The organism is Schaalia odontolytica, from assembly GCF_002847525.1.
Taxonomy (GTDB): Bacteria; Actinomycetota; Actinomycetes; order Actinomycetales; family Actinomycetaceae; genus Pauljensenia; species Pauljensenia odontolytica_B.
Genome location: NZ_PKKM01000001.1, coordinates 23,353 through 42,798, shown reverse-complemented (window position 1 = coordinate 42,798; position 19,446 = coordinate 23,353). Strand labels below are relative to the sequence as shown.

Here is a 19,446-nt window from a genome sequence, read left to right as displayed (position 1 = left end):
TCAGTATCCCCGTCCGCCGATATGTGTGTCGTCATCAAAGTCAATGGGCTCGGGAACCGGTGCGTGTCCGGCGAGCCGAAGCAATTTTACCATCCGTGCGGAACGCAGGGCGCGGACTCCCGCCACATCGACGTTGTGGACGTTTCTGGTGAGCTCGATACGGTAGCAGGTCGCGTCGAGGGCCTCGAGGCAGGCGGCAGCTTGCGGGTCCGCCTCGATCTGCGCACGCACGTAGGGAGTGAGCGTTTCTCGGATCGCACGCGTCACAGCGGATGCCCGCTCGAGGCGGGCGTTGACCTCGACGCGATCCGCTTGACGCTGAGCGCTGGTGCGTCGATCAAGTCCGTCGGTCGTCAGCTGATCGCCACCGTCGCGAATGTACGCGCGCGCAGCATCGACGAGGCCGGGGTCTCCCCCGCTCTCAAGGCGGGCGGCGTGAGCGAGAAGTTCGGCTTCGGAGGCGCGACGCAGCAGCAGTCGCGAGAGCGCATCACGGGAAGCAAGGATGCGCTGGTGCAGGCGATCGAGTCGACGGGCTCGCGTGATGGCAACGCCCGCGATCAGCGCCACCACGATCAGGCACATGCAGGCAAGAGCGATGCTCCAGGGAGAGATGTGAATCATCGCGACTCCTCTTCCTCGTCGTCGCGGCCACGGATGAGGTCACGTGCCCTCCTCGTCCCCGAATCCGCGGGGCTGCCCATGTCGATGGCGAGCTTGTAGACCTCGAAGACCTTGTCTGCGACGACCTCCCAGTCGTACTGCGCCGATGAGCGCGCTCCGGCAGCGGACAGTTCCTCGAGACGGTCGCGGTCGGTCAGCAGGTCGATGAGGGTACGTGCGAGCGAGTCGCTGTTGCCCGTCTCGAAGAGCGCGCCGGCTCGCCCATCCTCGAGCACCGCACGGAAGGCGGGGATATCCGAGGCAACGACAGCCGTATGGGCCGCCATCGCCTCGACGAGGACGATGCCGAAAGACTCGCCGCCCGTCTGGGGAGCGACGTAAATGTGGGCGCCGGCGAGCAAGGATTCCTTCTCCTCGTCACTGATTCCCCCGAGGAACGACACGGAATCGCCAAAACGCTCGACGGCCTGGCGAATCTCCGGAGCGTCTCCTCGGCCGGCAATCAAGAAACGGGCGCCCGGGAAACGCTCGAGCACCCCAGCGATGGCACCCGCGAAAATGCTCAGTCCCTTGCGAGGCTCGTCGAGGCGGCCGAGGAACACGATGACCGGACGTTCATCCGTCACTACCCACTGCTCAAGGGGCTGCGCGCTGCGGAAGGAGGCCGTCTCCACGCCGTTCGGGATGATGACGGCGTCGCCGCCGTGGTGTTCGATGAGCGTACGTCGAGCTTCCTCGGAGACGGCGATGCGCACTCCGATGCGTTCCATGTACAGGCGCATGGGCGCCGAGGCAATCGCGCGCGAGACCGACCGCCCCAAGGCTGCATGGAATGTTCCCACGAGAGGGGCAGTCGACAGCATCGCGGCAGCCATCGAGACCGAGGGGACCACGGGTTCGTGCACGTGGACGACGTCGAAGTCATTGTCCGCCAGCCAGCGTCGCGTTCGAGCAAGCGCCCTGGGCTTCACCGAAATGTTCGCCACCGATCCGTTGAAGGGGATCGATACGGACGAACCCGCGGACGTGATCCAGTCGGGCAGGTCGTCCGAGGTCGACGGCGTCAGCACCTGCACGTCGTGGCCACGCGAGCGCAGCTTCAATGCGAGGTCGCGAATATGAAAGCCCACTCCCCCGGGCACGTCCCAGGAGTATGGGTTCACGATCCCGATCTTCATCGATTTTTCCTCTCGTGCTCGGCCCTCGCGCGCGCCAGGCGCTCGGGGTCAAGATCCTCCACATACACGCGCTGCATCATGTGCCAGTCCTGCGCCTTGGCCGCCATCATGGCGGCAAATTCGTCCACCCATGCCTGCGTAAGGGCCTCGACGCGGTTGAGACCGGGTCGTTCCTGTTCATCGGCACTGATCGGCCCAACACAACGCACGCGGACATCGGCCCCGGTGGGTGTCTCGTTCTCGTAGGTGATGCATGCAGCGAAAAGCGGGCGCTCCAGCTTGGTCGCAAGCGCAGCGGGCCCCGCGGCGACGAGTGCCCGCCGGGTGCCGAGATCAACCTCGATGCCCGAACCCGAAATATCCCGGTCTGCTAGAAGCGGCACGATGACGCTGCGGCCGCGCACGCGCTCAATGAGGGTGGAAAAGACCGACTCGCCCTTCGCGACGCCGATAATCTCCATGCCGAGGCCTTCGCGCAACGACACGAAACGCTCGAACAGCGCGGGAGGCTCAACCTTCTCCGCGACAGTCACGATGCCCCGGCCGTGCGCACACACCCACGCGCCAGCGCGATCCCAGCTGCCGGAGTGTCCGAGGGCGAGGACGACCGGGCCATCTTTGCTGGCCGCGGCCAAGGCCTCAAAACCCTCGAAGGAGACTCCCTCAAGCAACGGCGCGCCACGACGCGATCCGAGCATCAGCTGTTCGGCGTAGTTGCGGATGTGCGACCGGACCGCGTCGCGCACCTCTTCGGCAGACGGCTCCGTTCCGGTCAGACGTTCCATGTTGGCGCGGAGCCGGTCGATCATGGCTCCCCCGCGCCTGGCCGCGATCGTTGCGCCCGTATCCGCCATGCGCATGACGACGCGCAGCGGGAGGCGAGGAGCAATGGCGAAGGCACAGGACAGGAGCGAGAACGTCACTGGGCTCCCTCGTCAATGTGGCGGGCGGTGAACCAAATTCGCTGACAAACGGTCACAAACGACGCGAAAGCGACCCAGGTCAAACCAGCCGCGAAGATCCATTCAGGCAGCCCGAGGCTCATGAGAATCGCCGTGCCCATGCCGATGATGAGGCGGTCGGTGCGTTCGGCGATACCCAGCTTGGCGACGACCCCGACGGATTCCGCTCGGGCGCGGGCGTAAGGAACGGCCGCGGCGCCGACTATCGAGCAGATGCCCGCGATGATCGCCCATGTGCGAACAGGGGTATCGGCCATCTGGAAAACGGCGTAGGCAGTGAGGGAGCCAAACACGGCACCGTCGCCCAGGCGGTCGAGCGTCGAATCGAGGAAGGCCCCAAAGCGCGTACCGCCCGTTGTCATCCGCGCGAGTGTGCCGTCCACGGAATCGCCGAACATAACGACGGCCAGGGCGATACCGCCCTGCCAGATCCACCCCTGAGGAATACAGATGACCGCGATCGCGACCGTCGCGACGGTGCCCGCGACCGTCACCATGTTGGGGGTGACGCCCACGCGCGCGAGAACGCGAGCGAGAGGCGTAAAGATAGCCTTCGTGATGGAACGCCCGTGGTTTCCGAGCATCAGTCCTCCTTTGGCCAGGCGGCGGCCAGCCGGGCGCGAGCGTCCTCCAGGAGCTCAGGCACGGCCTTCGTCTGCGCAATAATCGGCAGGAAGTTCGCGTCCCCCAGCCAGCGCGGAACAACGTGCTGGTGCAGGTGAGCGGCAATACCGGCGCCGGCCACCTCACCCTGGTTCATACCCAGGTTGAAACCCGCCGGAGACGCGACCTCACGGGTGACGCGCATGGCGGCCGCCGTCAGGTTGCCCAGCTCCACGCGTTCCTCGTCGGTGAGCTCCGTGTAGTCGGAGACGTGACGATACGGGCACACGAGCAGGTGCCCGGAATTGTAGGGGAACAGGTTCATGAGCACGAAGCAGGTGTTGCCGCGGTAGACGATCAGTCCCGTCTGGTCGTCCTTACCGGGCGCCGTGCAGAACGGGCACCCCACGTCCGAGGCGTCGGCGGGCTTGCCTTCGCCGCGGATGTAGGCCATGCGGTAGGGGGTCCAGAAACGACCGAAGCCGTCCGGGACGCCCGCCAGCGAGCGGGCGTCCTCGGTCGGCAACGGACCGTTCGGGGTACCGATCGAGTCCGAACCGGCGTCGCGGCTCATGACTCTCACACCTCGTCGAGGCCGTCGATCTGATCGGCGTTGTTGCGCTGCTCGATGTGCGAGACGATCAGCTCGACCGCGCGATCAACAGCGACGCCGTTGTGCTGCGAGCCGTCACGCAGACGGAAGGACACGGCCCCGGCCTCGACGTCTTCACCACCGGCGATGAGTGTGAAGGGGATCTTGTCCTTGGAGGCGTTGCGAATCTTCTTGCCGAAGCGGTCGTCCGACAGGTCGGTCTCGACGCGCACGCCGTGCTCGCGCAGCTTCGCGGCAACGTCCTTGACGTAGCCGTCAAAAGCCTCGGCGACGGGAATGAGTCGGACCTGGACGGGCGAGAGCCACGCCGGGAATGCGCCCGCGTAGTGCTCGGTGAGAACGCCAATGAAGCGCTCGACGGAGCCCAGCTTGGCGGAGTGGATCATGACGGGGCGCTGGCGGGAGCCGTCGGCTGCTGTGTACTCCAGGTCGAAGCGGTCGGGCTGGTTGAAGTCGTACTGGATCGTCGACATCTGCCAGGTGCGGCCGATCGCGTCCTTGACCTGCACGGAGACCTTGGGGCCGTAGAAGGCGGCGCCGCCCGGATCCGGAACGAGGTCGAGGCCGGTCGCCGCGCAGGCGTCCTCAAGCGCCTTGGTGGCTGCCGCCCAGTCCTCGTCCGATCCGATGAACTTGTCCTTCTTCTTTCCGTCCTCGTCGCGCGTGGACAGCTCCAGGTAGAAGTCCTTGAGGCCGAAAGCCGAGAGAATCGACAGGAAGAACTCGATCTGCGTGCGGATCTCCTCCGAGGCCTGCTCAGGCGTGCAGTAGGTGTGCGAGTCGTCCTGCGTGAAGCCGCGCATGCGGGTCAGGCCGTGGACGACGCCGCTCTTCTCGTAGCGGTAGTCGTGGCCCAGCTCGTAGAAGCGCAGGGGCAGCTCGCGGTAGGAGCGGCCGCGCGAGCGGAAGATCAGGTTGTGCATCGGGCAGTTCATGGCCTTGAGGTAGTACTCCTGGCCTGCCTTGGTGACGTTGCCGTCCTCGTCGCGCTCTTCGTCGACGAGCATGGGCGGGAACATCGTGTCCGCATAGTAGGGCAGGTGACCCGACGTGTGGAAGAGTCCGCCCTTGGAGATCTCGGGGGTGTGCACGAAGTCGAAGCCGGCCTTCTTGTGGCGGTCGGTCACGTAGGACTCGATCTCGTGGCGCAGGATGCCACCCTTGGGATGGAAGACAACGAGGCCGGGGCCGATCTCCTCGGGGAAGGAGTACAGGTCCAGCTCGGCGCCGAGGCGACGGTGGTCGCGGCGCTCGGCCTCCTTGATGCGCTCCTGGTAGGCGACGAGGTCTTCCCTGGAGGCCCAGGCGGTGCCGTAGATGCGCTGGAGCTGATCGTTGGACTGGTCGCCCTTCCAGTAGGCGGCCGAGGCCTTGGTCAGCGCGAAGCCGTTACCAATAAGCTTGGTGGAGGGCAGGTGGGGGCCGCGGCACAGGTCCTTCCACGCGACGGAGCCGTCGCGGCGGACGTTGTCGTACATGGTGAGCGTGCCGCCGCCGACCTCGACGGACGCGCCCTCGGCGCCCTTGCCCTTCGTCGTGACGAGCTCGAGCTTGTAGGGCTGTTCGGCCAGCTCGCGGGTGGCCTCCTCCTCGGAGATCTCGCGACGCACGAAGCGCTGGCCTTCCTTGACGATGCGCTTCATGCGCTTCTCGAGGTCGCGCAGCAGCTCGGGGGTCACCGCGTCGATATTGCCAAAGTCGTAGTAGAAACCGTCGGTGATGAAGGGGCCAATGCCCAGGTTCACGTCGGGGAACACATCCTGGACGGCCTGCGCGAGCACGTGCGTGGCGCTGTGGCGCAGGATGTTCAGGCCGTCGTCACTGTCCAGCGTGATCGCCTCGACAGTCGTTCCTGCTTCAAAAGGCGTCTCGAGGTCACGCGGCGTGCCGTCAACCTTGATGGCGACGACGTCGCGTGACTTCTCGAACCACGTCGTGCCCGTGGTCCCCGCCGGTACGGTCTGTTCGTGTCCGTCAATGACGAGCGAGATATCGGGCACTGTGTCTCCTAGTTTCGTTAGATACGCGAGATTGTGTTGCGAATTGAATTCTAGCCCCGTGGCGCGAACGCTTCAGGAGCGGGCGCGCCAGTCCTTCACGGCCTTCGCGGCGGTCAGGGCACGGTAGGTGGCCTTCTTGATGGGCATGTCCCAGCCACCGGGCACGTCTGTGAAGTGCGTGGCGAAGGCGCTCTTGTACTTTCCGACGCTATAGAGGTCGGGGCAGCGCGGCGAATGCGCGCCCATGAGGTCGAATTCGCGCACGCCGTCGCGGGCGAGGTATTCGGCGGCCAAGAAGTCCAGGACCGGGGGCTGGCGCAGGCGACGGCCGGCCTCGGTGGAGGCGCCGTATTCGGCCTGCGCGCGGATTCCCTCGACGAGACAGAAGTCCCAGCACAGGATGTTGCCGTCGGCGTCGCGCATCGAGAAGATGCGAGCGTGCTGCGGGCCCAGCGTCTTGAGCAGGCTGAGGTAGTACTCCTTGGGGTGGGGACGGAAGCCGTCACGCTTGGCGGTCTCCTCCATGACGGCGTAGTACTCGTCGATGACGGCCTCGGCGTTGGCAGTGTCCTCATGGAAGGTGACGCCCTCGGCCTTTCCCTTCTTCAGGCCGGAGCGGATCGAGCGTTTGCCGGCCTTGGGCATGGCGGCGAGGATGGCTTCTTCGGTCTTGCCGGAGGTGTCGATGACGACCGTACGGTCGTAGGAGATCGTCTGCAGCGGCATGCACAGGTCGGGGTGCTGGTAGATAGCGTGCAGGCGCACGAAGGCGACGGTCTTGTCCTTCGCCTTGATCTCGCGCAGAAGGTCCGCTCGCAGAGCGGCTTCGCGCTCCGGGGAGGCTTCCTTCACCCAGGCGGGTCCCCACTTCGCCCACAGGTAGTGCACGCCGCGCACCGAATACTTGTAGAGGGTAATGAAGGCGATCTTGGAATCGTCCTCGCACCAGGCGTATCGTCCCCACACGCCGTGGCCCTGGGATTCCTCGAACGCCTCCCACACGCACGTCTGTTCGATGGGCAGGGAGCGGTCCTGGAAGCCAGAGACCGCGGCGATCTTGTCTTCCTGAGAAATGGGCACGAGTGCGGTTGTCATCATGGTGTCCTCGTTAGTCGGAATTATCGGTCGCGTAGGGGGTCAGTCTATCAGGGCTGCCTCCCCCACCGACGAGGCCAGGGCCGGGCGGGGAGGAGGCGTGACATCAGTAGGACGTCTCGGTAGGCTCCGGGTAGTAGCGTGCAAACTTACGTCGGTGGTTCTGCTTCTGGAGCCAGACGGTGAGGTTGCGTCGCAGATCCTTCTCCGTCGGGTTGAGGAGCAGGTCGAAGCGGCGCCCCTCCCGGATAATCGTCTTGACGCGCGCACGCAGGTCGGGGTCGGTGATGTAGTGCAGGAGCAGCGAGTCCGGAACGAGGGTGTAGAGGATTTCATCGCGGGCTTGGGTCTGCTCGCATTCCTGGCCATCGATGAGGTCGGCGACCATGGGAATCATCGGATTGGCACCCGCTGCGGCCATGTACCAGTTGTTACGACCGATGCGCGGGTTGACCTCAAAGAAAAGTGCGCGCCCATCGCGGGGATCGATCTTCACGTCGAAGTTCGCGAAACCGTGGTAGCCGTTCTCCGTCAGGAGGGTGCACGCGTCTGCCCACAGTTGGGGGAAATCCTCGGTGATCATGGCCACCGGGTTGCCGATCATCGTGGGGGCATGATCCTCGAGGAGCACGCGAGCGGAACCGATGAGGGTGACCTTGCCTCGCGAATCAACATAGGCGGTGATCGAGCGCATCGCCGTATTGTCCCCGGGGATCAGTTCCTGGACGAGGAAGGTATCGCGGAAACCCGCATCCTTGAGCATCTCCCACAGCTGGGTCAGTTCCTCGGGCGTATCGATGAACCAGATCTTGCGCTTGCCCTCGAACTCGAGCACGTCGTAGGGCTCGCCTTTTGCGGACTTGGCCACAACCGGGAAGCTGAACGGAATCTCGGGGGCCACCCAGGCCTCGTCCTCGACACCGGAGAAATCGACGGCAACCGTACCGGGGGAATCGATTCCTGCGCGTTCACAGGCGTGGGAGAACTCCTCCTTATCAGTCAGGCGATCCATGACCTCTTCACTCGGAAAAGGCAGCGCGTAGTGCCGTGAGAGCGTGTCCATATTGCGGGCGACAAACGCGGAGAAGATATCGTGATTCGCCATCAGGATGAGCTTCTTGTCCGTGTTCTCAACGGCAATTGTCATCAGGATGTCAAGCAGCTGAGCGTCGCTCGCATGGGCGCTCACGTGACGAACGTCGAAAAAGTGTGACCGTGTGATCGACTCAGTCGGCTGAGAACCGACACAGATACAGCGGCATCCGAAAGCCTCATTGAAACAGCGCCCAATTCCATACACACCGAAGTCCCCACCAATGATGACGGGCAGGATGTCGTCGCGGGGCGACAGGGGGAGAGGCCGAGTCAGGTAGTCGATCGTCATGCCACAAGCCTAGCGCCTGGTAGGATACGGAACGTTCCCTGAGACCTCTCTCACCTCTACGAAAGTTCGTTATGAGTTCGCCATTTTCACAGCACAACCAGCAGCCCTTCCAGCCGCAGCCGGGCATGGGCGGATACCCCCAGCAGGGAGGCTACCCTCAGGGCGGGAACCAGCAGGGCGGATACCAGCAGCAGGGCGGATACCAGCAGCAGGCAACTCAGCCTTCCTACGGCGCGTCCCCTTACGGTCAGCCCGCTTACGCAGGCGGTCCGATGGGTCCCCAGCCCTCCGGTTCCAACAGTGGCAAGCTCATCGCGATCATCGCAGGCTCGTTCATTGCCGCTCTCGTCATTGGCGGCATCATCATGCTGATCTTCCAGATCGGCATGTCTACGTCGCGGGAAGACCGATCAGCAAGCCCCTCGCCCACGTCGTCGAGCTCCCCCAGCTACGGATCGAAGCCCACGAGCAAGCCCTCCTCGTCGCCCACGTACGGCTCGAAGCCGTCGCCTACGTCAGGATCTGGCACAGGCACAGGCTCGAATGGCTCGAATGGCGGATCTGACCCCGCCGTCGAGAATATGATCAAGTCCACCTGCGACAGCCAGATCTATACGGCAATCAAGGGCGCGTCTATCACGAATCAGGAACTCTTCCTCATCAACACGAGTTCTGACAAGCTCACCTACGCGTACAAGGGTCACGTGACCGGCCGACTCGCCAAAACCAACGAGGCCGTCGACAGTGACTTCACCTGCAAGGCAGACTATGACCTGTCGTCGGGTTTGATTGAAACGCACTTCGAGTAGAAATAGCGACTGCCCTGCAGTCTGCCGCGCGATCTCCTAGGCACTCGGCCACTGCAGGGGCGACCGCACAATCTCCAGACGTCTAGCACCATCGACATCAGGGAGTCCTCATGTCCAACCCCTACGGCCCCCACCAGCCATCGCAGTGGGGTGGTCCGCAGGCGCCGAACGGCCAGTATCCGGTCGGCGCGCAGGGCGGCGCGGTCTACGGGACTCCATCCGCGCAACAGCAGCCCAGTGGGGCTACGGGCGCAGGATATGGACACGCGCAACCCACGGTTAACCAACAGGCACAGCCCGGCTATTACCAAGCTCCGTCGCCCATGCCGCAGGTGCAGCCCGTGGGCGCCCCTTCCTACGGCTCCGTTGGCGCAATGCCGCCACGCCAGAAGTCGCACGCAGGTTTGATCATCGGCATCGTCGTCGCCATCCTCGTCATCCTCCTCATGATCGTTTTCGCTGTGATCGCCACGAGTAACAGGCCTCGTTCAACGGGTCAGGCTCCGGCGACCGGAGCACCCACGACTGGGGCGCCGACAGATTCTTCGTCTGGCTCCTCCTCGGGGTCATCGTCTGGCTCGTCTTCAGGCACTTCTTCCGGTTCCGGGCACGGCGCCTCCAAGCCTCGGGACAAGAACGGTAACGACCCGCTCACTGACGACGAGGAGACCAATGTTTTCGACCAGTGCAAACATTCCCTCAGTAAATCTGCGGCATCGGGCAACATCACGGACTGGACGATTTCCCGTGACGGTAAGACCGACAAGGGTAATCTGCAGTACGTTCTGAAGGGTACCTTCGAGGGAACGATTAACTCCGGCAAGAGCGGAACCTTTGCGTTCACCTGCAATGCCGTTCAGGACCTGAGCACCGGTCAATTCGTCGCCACCGCGACGTTCGACACCAAGTAGAACGCTGCGCAGGCACTCATGATTCACCACCCGGATCTGCTCCCTACGACACGCACCAGCGTCTCCCCCTGGTGGAAAAATGCCGTCCTCTACCAGGTCTACCCCCGCTCATTCCAGGACACGAACGGTGACGGTTACGGCGATCTGCACGGGATTCATCGGCGCCTGGACTATCTGGCGGACCTCGGCGTCGATATCGTATGGATCTCCCCGATCTACCGTTCCCCTCAGGCAGACAACGGCTACGACATCTCCGACTATCAAGACATCGATCCTCTCTTCGGGGATCTGGACGCCTTTGATCAGCTCGTCGCTCGCGCCCACGAGCTCGGCATGCGCGTCGTCATGGACCTCGTCGTCAACCACACCTCGGTCGAACACCCATGGTTTGTCGAATCCGCTTCTTCCACACACTCACCACGCCGCGATTGGTACTACTGGCGTAACGCACGCCCCGGGATGGAACCCGGTGCACCCGGCGCGGAGCCGAACAACTGGGAGTCTTTTTTCGCTGGTTCCGCGTGGCAATTCGATCCAACGTCAGGCCAGTATTACCTGCATCTGTTTGCCCGCGAGCAGCCGGATCTGAACTGGGAGAACCCACGGGTGCGCGACGCGGTCTACGAGATGATGAACTGGTGGTTGGATCGCGGCGTCGATGGATTCCGGGTTGACGCCATTGACGTGATCTCCAAGGCACCGGGCCTCCCAGACGGCGGCCCTGCACGCGCCCCATTCGGCGTGGGCCACGAGTGCTACGCGGACGGACCGCGCCTGCACGAGTTTTTGCAGGAGATGAACGCACGGACGTTCGCCCATCATCATGGATCCTTCACGGTCGGCGAGGCATCGAATGCATCCCCCGAGTCCGCGCTGCTGTTCTGCGCCCCGGAGCGCGGCGAGTTCAATATGCTCATCCAGTTCGAGCACATGAATCTCGGGCTCGAAAACGGGAAGTTCTCGCCCCGTCCCCTCGCCGACGGCGAGCTGGCCGAGGTTTTCACTCGCTGGCAGAACACGCTCGGCGATCGAGGGTGGAACGCTCTCTACCTGGAGAATCACGACCAACCGCGGTCGGTGTCGCGTTTCGGTGACCCCGGCAGCTATTGGCGTGAGTCTGCGACGGCCCTCGCCACGGCGTATTTCCTACAACGTGGCACACCTTTCATCTATCAGGGGCAGGAAATAGGGATGCTCGGCGGCTCTTTGTTGAAGCGCTGCGATTTCCGCGACGTCGAATCCCTCAATTTTCTGGCGGGTCTCGAAGGCGACGAGGTACCGGTCGGCCTGGCCGCCATGTCGCGCGACAACGGGCGCACACCAATGCAGTGGGATGACTCCCCCACCGCCGGTTTCACCTCGAGCGAGCCATGGATCGATATTCCGCCATCCGCCGCTGCCATCAACGTTGCGGCACAGATCCAGGATCCAGGATCGATCCTGTCGTATTACAAGGCACTCATCGATGCTCGTCACCGCGTTCCCGCGCTGACGGAGGGCTCATTCGAGCGCATCGACGTCGGTTCACCGGCGCTCTTCGTCTATCGTCGGTGGACGGCGGGCAGCGAAGTTCTCGTGATGGTCAACCTCTCGGGCTCGGTTCAGACCCCACATTTTCCGGCCCCGGACGAGGCATGGGCACCCTCGCGCTGGAATCTGTACCTGGGTAATACGGATGTACCGCTCACCACCGACTCTCTTCGGTCCCAGGATGGGGCGGATTGCGACGTACGTCCGCACGATTCAATGAAGCCCTGGGAGGCACGCGTCTATCTGCGCGTGCTCTAGCCTGTCCTCGCTGTGCAGCACCGAACAAAGCGCCAAGCGGTGGATCCTCTACCTGCCAGCATGGAGCGCCCGCCAAAACCAGACAAGGAAAACGCGGATGAGAAGGAGTTATCTTCTCATCCGCGTTTTCTGTTGCTCTGTTTCAGCCGTTGCGGCGCTTGGCAGCCACGAGCGAGACACCCGCAATCGTCACGAGGCCGGCCAGGAAGCCCAGACTCGTCGCGTCTGCACCGGTCTTAGCGAGTCGCGGTGCGGGGGGTGTCGACGGCGTGGGCGTCGGCGTCGGGGTCGGGGTCTCCGAAGGCGTGGGGGTGGGCGTCGGAGATTCCGAGGGAGTCGGCGTCGGAGTCGGCGTCGGGGTCACCGAAGGCGTCGGCGTCGGAGTCGGCGTCGGAGTCGGCGTCGGGGTCACCGAAGGCGTCGGCGTGGGCGTCGGAGTCGGCGTCGGGGTCACCGAAGGCGTCGGCGTGGGCGTCGGCGTCGGCGTCGGGGTCGGCGTCGGGGTCGGCGTCGGAGTCGGCGTGGGCGTCGGGGTCGGCGTCGGCGTCGGAGTCGGCGTGGGCGTCGGGGTCGGCGTGGGCTTAGGCGTAGGGACCAGCTTGTTGTTCAGGTTCAGCGCAAAGAGGTGATCCTCGCTGAGCTTGAAGGTCGCCTCGCGGTTGTTGGCCTTGAGGGTGACGCCCTGCGCGGTATCGAACACGCGGCTCTCGGCCTCGTTCCAGGTCACGCCATCGGCTGCAGGGAGGTCACCCTCGGAGACGGTCACCTCGGTGCCCAGCGGAAGGGCTCCCGGGTAGCTGTAGCTCTTACCCGCCTTGACGGTCGCCTGGTAGGTCTTATTGACCGACGGATCGGCGTCGTTCTTCAGCGTGATGTTGAGGGTGTACTCGAGGTCCTTCGCGTTGTCGGGGAGCTCGCCGTCAACCTTCTTCGTCACGGAGAAGGTCTGGTGCGCGAAAGCATCCGCAACCGCACCGAAACGCATCACCTTCGTGACGGGGGAAACCTTCTTGCCGGGAACGTTGAACTTCACGGTGTTGGAGAACTTTCCGACGATGTCGGAGGCACGCTTGGCGCCCTCGACACGAGTCGGAATCTCGACGATCGCCGACTGGTTCGCAGGGATCTCAGGGAAGGTCACGGTCAGCTTCTGGGGCGTGCACTCGACCGTCGAACCAGCACCGAAGGCACCCTTCGAGGTGTCCTTGCTCAGGCGCTTACCCTCGGGCGTGGTCGGATCGACGACGACAAAGGTGTGCGTCTTGACGTAGTCGGTCACCGTGGCGCAGTCGTAGCTCCAGTTTTCACCGGCGGGAACCTCGTCGACAATCGACGCTCCGGTCACGGCCGTATCACCGGCGGGAAGAATCACGCGCCACATGATGGCCTTGTTCTCATCGCCATCCTCGCTGTCACTCAGGCCAATCCAGCCTTCCTTGACGGTACGGGCTTCACCGGTGGGGCGCACGACCATGTTGACCTTGCGCGAGACCACCTTGTTACCAACCTGCACCACGAAGTTCTCGTTGGCGGGGCCGGTGTACTGAATCATGGCGCTCGTCGTCACGGAGCCCGCCCACTCGGCGGCCCCGTCGGCATTCTCGTTGAAGACGACGGTGACGATACCGTCGGTGCCCCACGTGCCGCAGCCGACCACGACGCCGGTCGCGGAACGGACGTCAAAGGAACGCTCGGCGGTGGGGCGCAGGATCGGCTGACCCGTGTTCGCCTCGGCGACGGTCGCGTCATAGGTGAAGAAGTCGCCGGCCTTCACGGCACCGTTCGTCTTCCACGGCAGCTTGACGCCGACATCCCACAGGTTCGCGATTGTCTTCGCTTCCGCACCCTGAGGATTGACCAGCTGCAGGTTGTCCCAGTCGAGATCAACCTTGTTGTTGACGTTCGTCGTGGGGGCAGGACACGCAAGCGCCGTGGCCGACGCCGTGCGGGTCGTCAACAGCTGCAAAGCGCCAAAGAAGCTCATTAGCAGAGCAAAAGCTACAAGAAGTGCGCCGAGCCGACTGCTCTTCAACGCAACCATAAAATACTCCTGTCGATGGACATGAGACAGTACCGCCTCAAGCACATAATTATAGAGTAACGAAGCTAAATGGCTAGCAGACAACACATTAGTGAAAAACTATTTAAATAAAATTTCCCTGTCAAACCTGCTCAATCTGCATATACATTGCTCACAAAAGGAATCTGTAATTGAACCAAATTAATTTTCCACACAGCTGGTCAAGCGCGTTTGACCAGGAAAAACGCGGATTTTACAAAATGATGCTCTTCGTCACATTTCTGCTTAAAATTGCCCATGTGCATCTCACGCGACCATGAGCCACTCACTTTCATTTCACGCGCGACCCACCTCTGGGCATCGTCACCAAACGGCTCCGACAAGCCACTATAAGCGCCACAAGCAACCGCACACGATGAGCGATGACGACATAGTCCACCACTACCCTGCGCGGCATTCTCAGCAGGATTTTCACCGACTCATCTTTTGACAGGACTTTTGTCCGCACGCCCCACACCCTCCCCCCACGAATGATCCGCTACTAAGAAAGCGCACACAAAGAAGTGGGTGGGATGAGCAGTGCTCATCCCACCCACTGTGCGCCCTCAGGCACTCATGCACCTCAGGGGTTCATCGTCATCATCAGTGGCTGCGACGCTTGGCCGCCACGAGAGATAGGCCCGCGATCGCGACGATTCCAGCCAGGACACCCAGGCCAGCCGCATCGGTACCGGTCTTTGCCAGCTGCGGAGCGGGCGAAGGGGTAGCCGAGGGGGTCGGGGTGGGCGTAGAGGGAGTGTCGGACGGGGTCGGGGTCGGGGTCGGTGCCACCGTGTTGGTCAGCGTCAGCGAGTAGACCTGATCATCGCTCAGCGTGAAGGTAGCCTCGCGGTTGTCCGCCGAGAGGGTCACGCCGTCGGCGGCCTCAAACACGCGACTCTCGCCGTCGACCCAGGTGATTCCGACACCGGCGGGCAGATCGCCCTCAGCAACGGTCACGACAGTACCCAGCGGCAGCGACGTGGGATAGGTGTAGGTCTCTCCAGCCTTGACGGATGCCTCGAAGGTCTTGTTCACCGAGGGATCGGCGTCATTCTTCAGGGTGATCGTCAGCGGATACTCGAGATTCTGAGCGGACTCGGGCAGATCTCCCTCGACCTTCTTGGTCACCGAGAAGGTCTGGTGGGCGTACGCGTCGGCAGCCGCACCGTAGTGGAGGGTCTTCGTGATGGGCTCGACAACCTTGCCACCGGGAACGTTGAAGTTGACGGTGTTGGAGAAGACGCCCACGACGTCGCCAGCGCGCTTCGCACCCTCGATGTGGGCGGGCAGCAGGATGATCGCGGACTGGTTCGCGGGAATCTCAGCGAGCGTGACGGTCACCTTGGTCGAGGAGCACTCGACCTGCGCGGCAGCACCGAAGGCGCCCTTCGAGGTGTCGTTGTCTTGGCGGAGACCTTCGGAGGTGGTCGGATCGGTCACCAGGTAGGTGTGGTTCTTCGTGTACTCATTAACGACGTCACAGTTGAAGCTCCAGTTGGAGCCCGCGGGAACCTCGTCGACGATCGACGCGCCGGTCACGGCCTTGTCGCCAGCGGGGAAGACAACGCGCCACATGATGGCCTTGTTCTCGTCGCCATCCTTATCCTCAGCGAGGTTCAGCCAACCGTCCTTCTGGTAGCGAGGGACGCCGGGGGTGCGGCGCAGCATGTCGAGCTCGCGCTCAACCTTCTTGCCGAGCTTGACCGTGTACTTCTCACCGCCGGGACCGGTGTAGTGGGTCAGGCCGTTGGTGGAGACATGGCCATACCACTGCGCGGCGGTCTCGACCTTCTCATTGAAGACGACGGTGACCATGCCGTCAGCACCCCAGGTGCCGCAGCCGACGACGACACCGTTGTTCGAGATGACCTCGAACTTACGGGCAACGTTCGGGCGCAGAACGCTCTCCCCCGTCGCAGCGTTGACGATCGACGCGTCGTAGGTGAAGTAGTCTCCGGCCTTCACACGACCGTCGGTCTTCCACGGCAGCTTGATGCCGAGGTCCCACCAGTCGCCAACAGCCTTGGTTTCGCGGCCGGCATGATCGACGAGCTGAGCGTTGTCCCAATCCAACGTGACCTTGTTGCTCACATTCGTGGTGGGCGCCGGGCAGCTCAAGGGAGCGGCATGCGCAGGAGCCTGAGCGCCGACAAACTGCGCCAGACCGAAGAAACTCAGAACCAATGCGAAAGTCGCAAGAAGAACACCTAAGTGACGGCGCTTCAGGGCAACCATAGAAAACTCCTGTCAACGGGATGTGCGACGGCGTCGCCGCATACCGAACCAGTTTATGCCAATCACCTGCAATTTGGTCAAGAATTGGAGCGATTAGTTTCTCGGGCACCACAACTAACACGAGCGACAAAAGCAAATGTCCACGATTTATCGAACTAATTTATAAACTGACAAAATTTGCTACCCGGGCGTGTCGTCTGATGAGCGAACAACCGCCCCACAACACCGACAAACTCACCGGTCGGTCAGCGAATCGAAGGGTCACGCCACACTGCACGCCCACTCGAGATCCACTGTGACAACGCGTAGGCCCACAATATGCAAGCACGACACGGCACCACATGACACACCCGACGCCAACAGAATACGAACAGAAAAGCTCCCGTCGCCAATCGACGGGAGCGCGAAAAACAAGAAGTCGGATCATCAGATCCGACTTACTGGTGGGCGATACTGGGATCGAACCAGTGACCTCTTCCGTGTGAAGGAAGCGCGCTACCCCTGCGCCAATCGCCCGAGGTGGGTACGGGATTCGAACCCGTGTATACGGCTTTGCAGGCCGCTGCCTCGCCTCTCGGCCAACCCACCACACCCAATGGGATCGAGTGGATTCCCGATTGAGAGCGGATGACGGGACTCGAACCCGCGACCCTCACCTTGGCAAGGTGATGCTCTACCAACTGAGCCACATCCGCGTGAACCGCATGTGCGGCCGGGCTATAGCCCGCCAATCCTGTTACCAGGACGACCGTGGGCGATACTGGGATCGAACCAGTGACCTCTTCCGTGTCAGGGAAGCGCGCTCCCGCTGCGCCAATCGCCCGAGCGGATGACGGGACTCGAACCCGCGACCCTCACCTTGGCAAGGTGATGCTCTACCAACTGAGCCACATCCGCGTTTCTCAGAACGTCAACCGTTCTTCGCAACGGGTAAAACCTTAACAGAAGATCTGGCCAGAACGCAAAACCAAACCCCCGTTATCCAAGTCACACGCTCATTTTCGGGCGGATTATCGCCTATCAGTCCATATTCGTGCGAGGCTTGTCGGTATGGAAACGCGACCTGGCAAGGCCTACCCCCTGGGTGCCACCTTTGACGGAACCGGAACGAACTTCGCGATCTACTCCTCGGTCGCAACGTCTGTGACGCTGTGCCTCTTGGACGACGACCTCAACGAAATGCGCATCCCCATGACGGAGGTCGATGCCTACGTGTGGCACGTCTATGTCCCGCAGGTGCGGGCCGGCCAGCGTTACGGCTACCGCATCGACGGCCCCTGGGATCCCCGCAATGGTCTTCGCTGCGACCCCTCAAAGCTCCTCCTCGACCCCTACGCGAAGGCGATCGAAGGACAGCTCAAAGATTCCCTCGACCTTCTCTCCTATCAGGCCGATGATCCTCTCACGCTCAAGGGCGGCGATTCCGCTGACGCGACAATGCACTCCGTCGTCGTCAACCCCTTCTTTGACTGGGAGGGGGATCGCAGCCCGGGCCACGACTACTCCGAGTCGATCATCTACGAGGCCCACATCAAGGGCATGACGATGCGTCACCCGGACATCCCGGAGGAGCTGCGCGGCACTTACGCCGGCATGGCGCACCCGGCGATTATCGAACATCTGACGAAGCTGGGCATCACCACGGTCGAGCTCATGCCGATCCAGCAGTTCACGAACGATACAACGCTCCAGGCCAAGGGATTGTCGAATTACTGGGGCTACAACACGATCGGCTACTTCGCCCCGCACAACGGTTACGCGGCTACAAAGGACCCCGGCGCACAGGTCTCTGAGTTCAAGGCGATGGTGAAGGCGCTGCACGCGGCTAACATCGAGGTCATCCTCGACGTCGTCTACAACCACACGGCAGAGGGCAACCACATGGGGCCGACCCTCTCCTTCCGCGGCATCGACAATCCCTCCTACTACCGCCTTGTCGACGGGGATCGCCAGCACTACTTCGACACGACGGGCACGGGCAACTCCCTCCTCATGAGCTCCCCTCAGGTCCTCCAGCTCATCATGGACTCGCTGCGCTACTGGGTGACAGAGATGCACGTGGACGGCTTCCGCTTCGATCTTGCCTCCACCCTGGCTCGCCAGTTCGCCGAGGTCGACCGACTCTCCGCATTCTTCGATCTCATCCACCAGGATCCCGTGGTCTCACAGGTCAAGCTGATCGCGGAGCCGTGGGACGTGGGCGCGGACGGCTATCAGGTCGGCGGCTTCCCTCCCCTGTGGTCCGAGTGGAATGGCAGGTATCGCGACACGGTGCGTGACTTCTGGCGCGGCGAGTTCTCCTCGCTCCCCGACTTCGCATCCCGTCTGGCCGGCTCCTCCGACCTCTACGGCACTACCGGCCGCAAGCCTATGGCGTCCATCAACTTCGTCATCGCCCACGATGGCTTCACGCTGCGTGACCTCGTGTCCTACAACGAGAAGCACAACGAGGCGAACCTTGAGGGCGGCGCGGATGGCGCAAACGACAACCGTTCGTGGAACTGCGGCGTCGAGGGCGACACGGATGACGAGGAGATCATCGAGCTGCGCTACCGTCAGCAGCGCAACTTCCTGACGACTCTCATGTTCTCCCAGGGGGTACCGATGATCGCCCACGGTGACGAGCTGGGCCGCACCCAGCGGGGCAACAACAACGTGTACTGCCAGGACAACGAGCTCTCGTGGATCAACTGGGACCTAGACGAGCACGATCACAAGCTCCTGCAGTTCACCCGTCACCTCATCCACCTGCGACGCGATCATCCGGTGATGCGCCGCCGGCGCTTCCTAGAAGGGCCCGCGCAGCGCGGCGGTGAGTCCAAGCTCGGCGAGATCGAATGGTTCACCCCGGCGGGCACACACATGACGGAAGAGGAATGGAACCAGCCGTGGGCGCGCTCGACGATGGTCTTCTACAACGGCGATGCCATCCGTGAGCCCGACGCGAACGGTCGCCGCATCCTCGACGACGATTTCCTGCTGCTGCTCAACGCTGCTCCGGAGGCAGTCGACTTCACGCTTCCAGACACGAAATACGGTCAAATCTGGCACACCGTCGTCGACACGGCCGGCGATGATGATCGCGACGAGTACCACTCGGGCGACGTCGTCCAGGTCGGGCCGCGCACGTCGTTCATTCTGCGCAATCCGCGTGGACTGTAGGCCACCGACACTGACCACCA

General features: G+C 62.8%; 14 protein-coding genes and 5 tRNA genes. 4 read left to right on the top strand and 15 right to left on the bottom strand.

What is annotated here, in order from left to right:
• The 8 genes from CYJ22_RS00195 to CYJ22_RS00160 all read right to left on the bottom strand — a co-directional run bounded on the left by CYJ22_RS00195 (position 1) and on the right by CYJ22_RS00160 (position 8,459).
• Positions 1-624, bottom strand: coding sequence for a hypothetical protein (locus CYJ22_RS00195; protein WP_007590541.1), 624 nt, complete (start codon positions 622-624; stop codon positions 1-3).
• Positions 621-1,802, bottom strand: a complete 1,182-nt coding sequence (locus CYJ22_RS00190) for a glycosyltransferase family 4 protein (RefSeq protein ID WP_101600192.1) — start codon at positions 1,800-1,802, stop codon at positions 621-623. Before CYJ22_RS00190 ends, CYJ22_RS00195 begins: the two co-directional genes overlap by 4 nt.
• Positions 1,799-2,725, bottom strand: coding sequence for a phosphatidylinositol mannoside acyltransferase (locus tag CYJ22_RS00185; protein ID WP_101600190.1), 927 nt, complete (start codon positions 2,723-2,725; stop codon positions 1,799-1,801). Before CYJ22_RS00185 ends, CYJ22_RS00190 begins: the two co-directional genes overlap by 4 nt.
• Positions 2,722-3,348 (bottom strand): phosphatidylinositol phosphate synthase, encoded by a 627-nt coding sequence (pgsA, locus tag CYJ22_RS00180; protein WP_007590536.1) that lies wholly within the window; start codon positions 3,346-3,348, stop codon positions 2,722-2,724. The genes CYJ22_RS00185 and pgsA overlap by 4 nt, the downstream gene beginning before the upstream one ends.
• Complete coding sequence (locus tag CYJ22_RS00175) at positions 3,348-3,941, bottom strand: HIT family protein (RefSeq protein ID WP_007590542.1); 594 nt, start codon at positions 3,939-3,941, stop codon at positions 3,348-3,350. Before CYJ22_RS00175 ends, pgsA begins: the two co-directional genes overlap by 1 nt.
• 5 nt (positions 3,942-3,946) lie before the next feature.
• Positions 3,947-5,980: a threonine--tRNA ligase gene (gene thrS / locus CYJ22_RS00170; RefSeq protein WP_101600187.1), complete on the bottom strand. Its 2,034-nt coding sequence runs from the start codon at positions 5,978-5,980 to the stop codon at positions 3,947-3,949.
• A 72-nt stretch (positions 5,981-6,052) separates the two neighbouring features.
• On the bottom strand, positions 6,053-7,078 hold the full coding sequence (locus tag CYJ22_RS00165; RefSeq protein WP_101600185.1) for a lipid II:glycine glycyltransferase FemX: 1,026 nt from the start codon (positions 7,076-7,078) through the stop codon (positions 6,053-6,055).
• 103 nt (positions 7,079-7,181) lie between these two features.
• The gene (locus tag CYJ22_RS00160; RefSeq protein WP_101600184.1) at positions 7,182-8,459 is read right to left on the bottom strand and encodes a carboxylate--amine ligase; all 1,278 of its coding nucleotides are present in this window, start codon (positions 8,457-8,459) and stop codon (positions 7,182-7,184) included.
• Between the two features lie 71 nt (positions 8,460-8,530).
• Here CYJ22_RS00160 and CYJ22_RS00155 point away from each other — a divergent pair, with 71 nt between their 5' ends.
• The 3 genes from CYJ22_RS00155 (at position 8,531) to CYJ22_RS00145 (ending at position 11,967) form a co-directional block, all read left to right on the top strand.
• Positions 8,531-9,268: a hypothetical protein gene (locus CYJ22_RS00155; RefSeq protein WP_007590504.1), complete on the top strand. Its 738-nt coding sequence runs from the start codon at positions 8,531-8,533 to the stop codon at positions 9,266-9,268.
• A 110-nt stretch (positions 9,269-9,378) separates the two neighbouring features.
• Positions 9,379-10,179 (top strand): hypothetical protein, encoded by an 801-nt coding sequence (locus CYJ22_RS00150; RefSeq protein ID WP_007590476.1) that lies wholly within the window; start codon positions 9,379-9,381, stop codon positions 10,177-10,179.
• Between the two features lie 18 nt (positions 10,180-10,197).
• Positions 10,198-11,967 (top strand): alpha-glucosidase, encoded by a 1,770-nt coding sequence (locus CYJ22_RS00145; RefSeq protein WP_101600182.1) that lies wholly within the window; start codon positions 10,198-10,200, stop codon positions 11,965-11,967.
• 142 nt (positions 11,968-12,109) lie between these two features.
• Here CYJ22_RS00145 and CYJ22_RS00140 read toward each other — a convergent pair whose 3' ends face one another.
• The 7 genes from CYJ22_RS00140 to CYJ22_RS00105 form a co-directional block, all read right to left on the bottom strand.
• Positions 12,110-14,008: a DUF5979 domain-containing protein gene (locus CYJ22_RS00140; protein WP_101600180.1), complete on the bottom strand. Its 1,899-nt coding sequence runs from the start codon at positions 14,006-14,008 to the stop codon at positions 12,110-12,112.
• A 621-nt stretch (positions 14,009-14,629) separates the two neighbouring features.
• The gene (locus tag CYJ22_RS00135; protein WP_007590405.1) at positions 14,630-16,264 is read right to left on the bottom strand and encodes a DUF5979 domain-containing protein; all 1,635 of its coding nucleotides are present in this window, start codon (positions 16,262-16,264) and stop codon (positions 14,630-14,632) included.
• A 441-nt stretch (positions 16,265-16,705) separates the two neighbouring features.
• A tRNA-Val gene (locus CYJ22_RS00125) sits at positions 16,706-16,780 on the bottom strand.
• A gap of 1 nt (position 16,781) precedes the next feature.
• Positions 16,782-16,852: transfer RNA gene (locus CYJ22_RS00120), tRNA-Cys, on the bottom strand.
• A 34-nt stretch (positions 16,853-16,886) separates the two neighbouring features.
• Positions 16,887-16,959: transfer RNA gene (locus CYJ22_RS00115), tRNA-Gly, on the bottom strand.
• Positions 16,960-17,015: 56 nt separating this feature from the next.
• Positions 17,016-17,087, bottom strand: a tRNA-Val gene (locus tag CYJ22_RS00110).
• 1 nt (position 17,088) lies between these two features.
• Positions 17,089-17,161, bottom strand: a tRNA-Gly gene (locus CYJ22_RS00105).
• A gap of 153 nt (positions 17,162-17,314) precedes the next feature.
• On the opposite strand from CYJ22_RS00105, the gene glgX reads away from it, so the two are divergent.
• Positions 17,315-19,426: a glycogen debranching protein GlgX gene (gene glgX, locus CYJ22_RS00100; protein WP_101600178.1), complete on the top strand. Its 2,112-nt coding sequence runs from the start codon at positions 17,315-17,317 to the stop codon at positions 19,424-19,426.
• The last annotated feature ends 20 nt before the right edge of the window (positions 19,427-19,446 follow it).

What these genes read in the sequence shown, in the direction of transcription:
- CYJ22_RS00195 (WP_007590541.1), bottom strand. Translation starts at nt 624, where the DNA reads ATGATTCACATCTCTCCCTGGAGCATCGCTCTTGCCTGCATGTGCCTG.
- CYJ22_RS00190 (WP_101600192.1), bottom strand. Translation starts at nt 1,802, where the DNA reads ATGAAGATCGGGATCGTGAACCCATACTCCTGGGACGTGCCCGGGGGA.
- pgsA (WP_007590536.1), bottom strand. Translation starts at nt 3,348, where the DNA reads ATGCTCGGAAACCACGGGCGTTCCATCACGAAGGCTATCTTTACGCCT.
- CYJ22_RS00175 (WP_007590542.1), bottom strand. Translation starts at nt 3,941, where the DNA reads ATGAGCCGCGACGCCGGTTCGGACTCGATCGGTACCCCGAACGGTCCG.
- CYJ22_RS00165 (WP_101600185.1), bottom strand. Translation starts at nt 7,078, where the DNA reads ATGATGACAACCGCACTCGTGCCCATTTCTCAGGAAGACAAGATCGCC.
- CYJ22_RS00160 (WP_101600184.1), bottom strand. Translation starts at nt 8,459, where the DNA reads ATGACGATCGACTACCTGACTCGGCCTCTCCCCCTGTCGCCCCGCGAC.
- CYJ22_RS00155 (WP_007590504.1), top strand. Translation starts at nt 8,531, where the DNA reads ATGAGTTCGCCATTTTCACAGCACAACCAGCAGCCCTTCCAGCCGCAG.
- CYJ22_RS00150 (WP_007590476.1), top strand. Translation starts at nt 9,379, where the DNA reads ATGTCCAACCCCTACGGCCCCCACCAGCCATCGCAGTGGGGTGGTCCG.
- CYJ22_RS00145 (WP_101600182.1), top strand. Translation starts at nt 10,198, where the DNA reads ATGATTCACCACCCGGATCTGCTCCCTACGACACGCACCAGCGTCTCC.
- CYJ22_RS00140 (WP_101600180.1), bottom strand. Translation starts at nt 14,008, where the DNA reads ATGGTTGCGTTGAAGAGCAGTCGGCTCGGCGCACTTCTTGTAGCTTTT.
- CYJ22_RS00135 (WP_007590405.1), bottom strand. Translation starts at nt 16,264, where the DNA reads ATGGTTGCCCTGAAGCGCCGTCACTTAGGTGTTCTTCTTGCGACTTTC.
- glgX (WP_101600178.1), top strand. Translation starts at nt 17,315, where the DNA reads ATGGAAACGCGACCTGGCAAGGCCTACCCCCTGGGTGCCACCTTTGAC.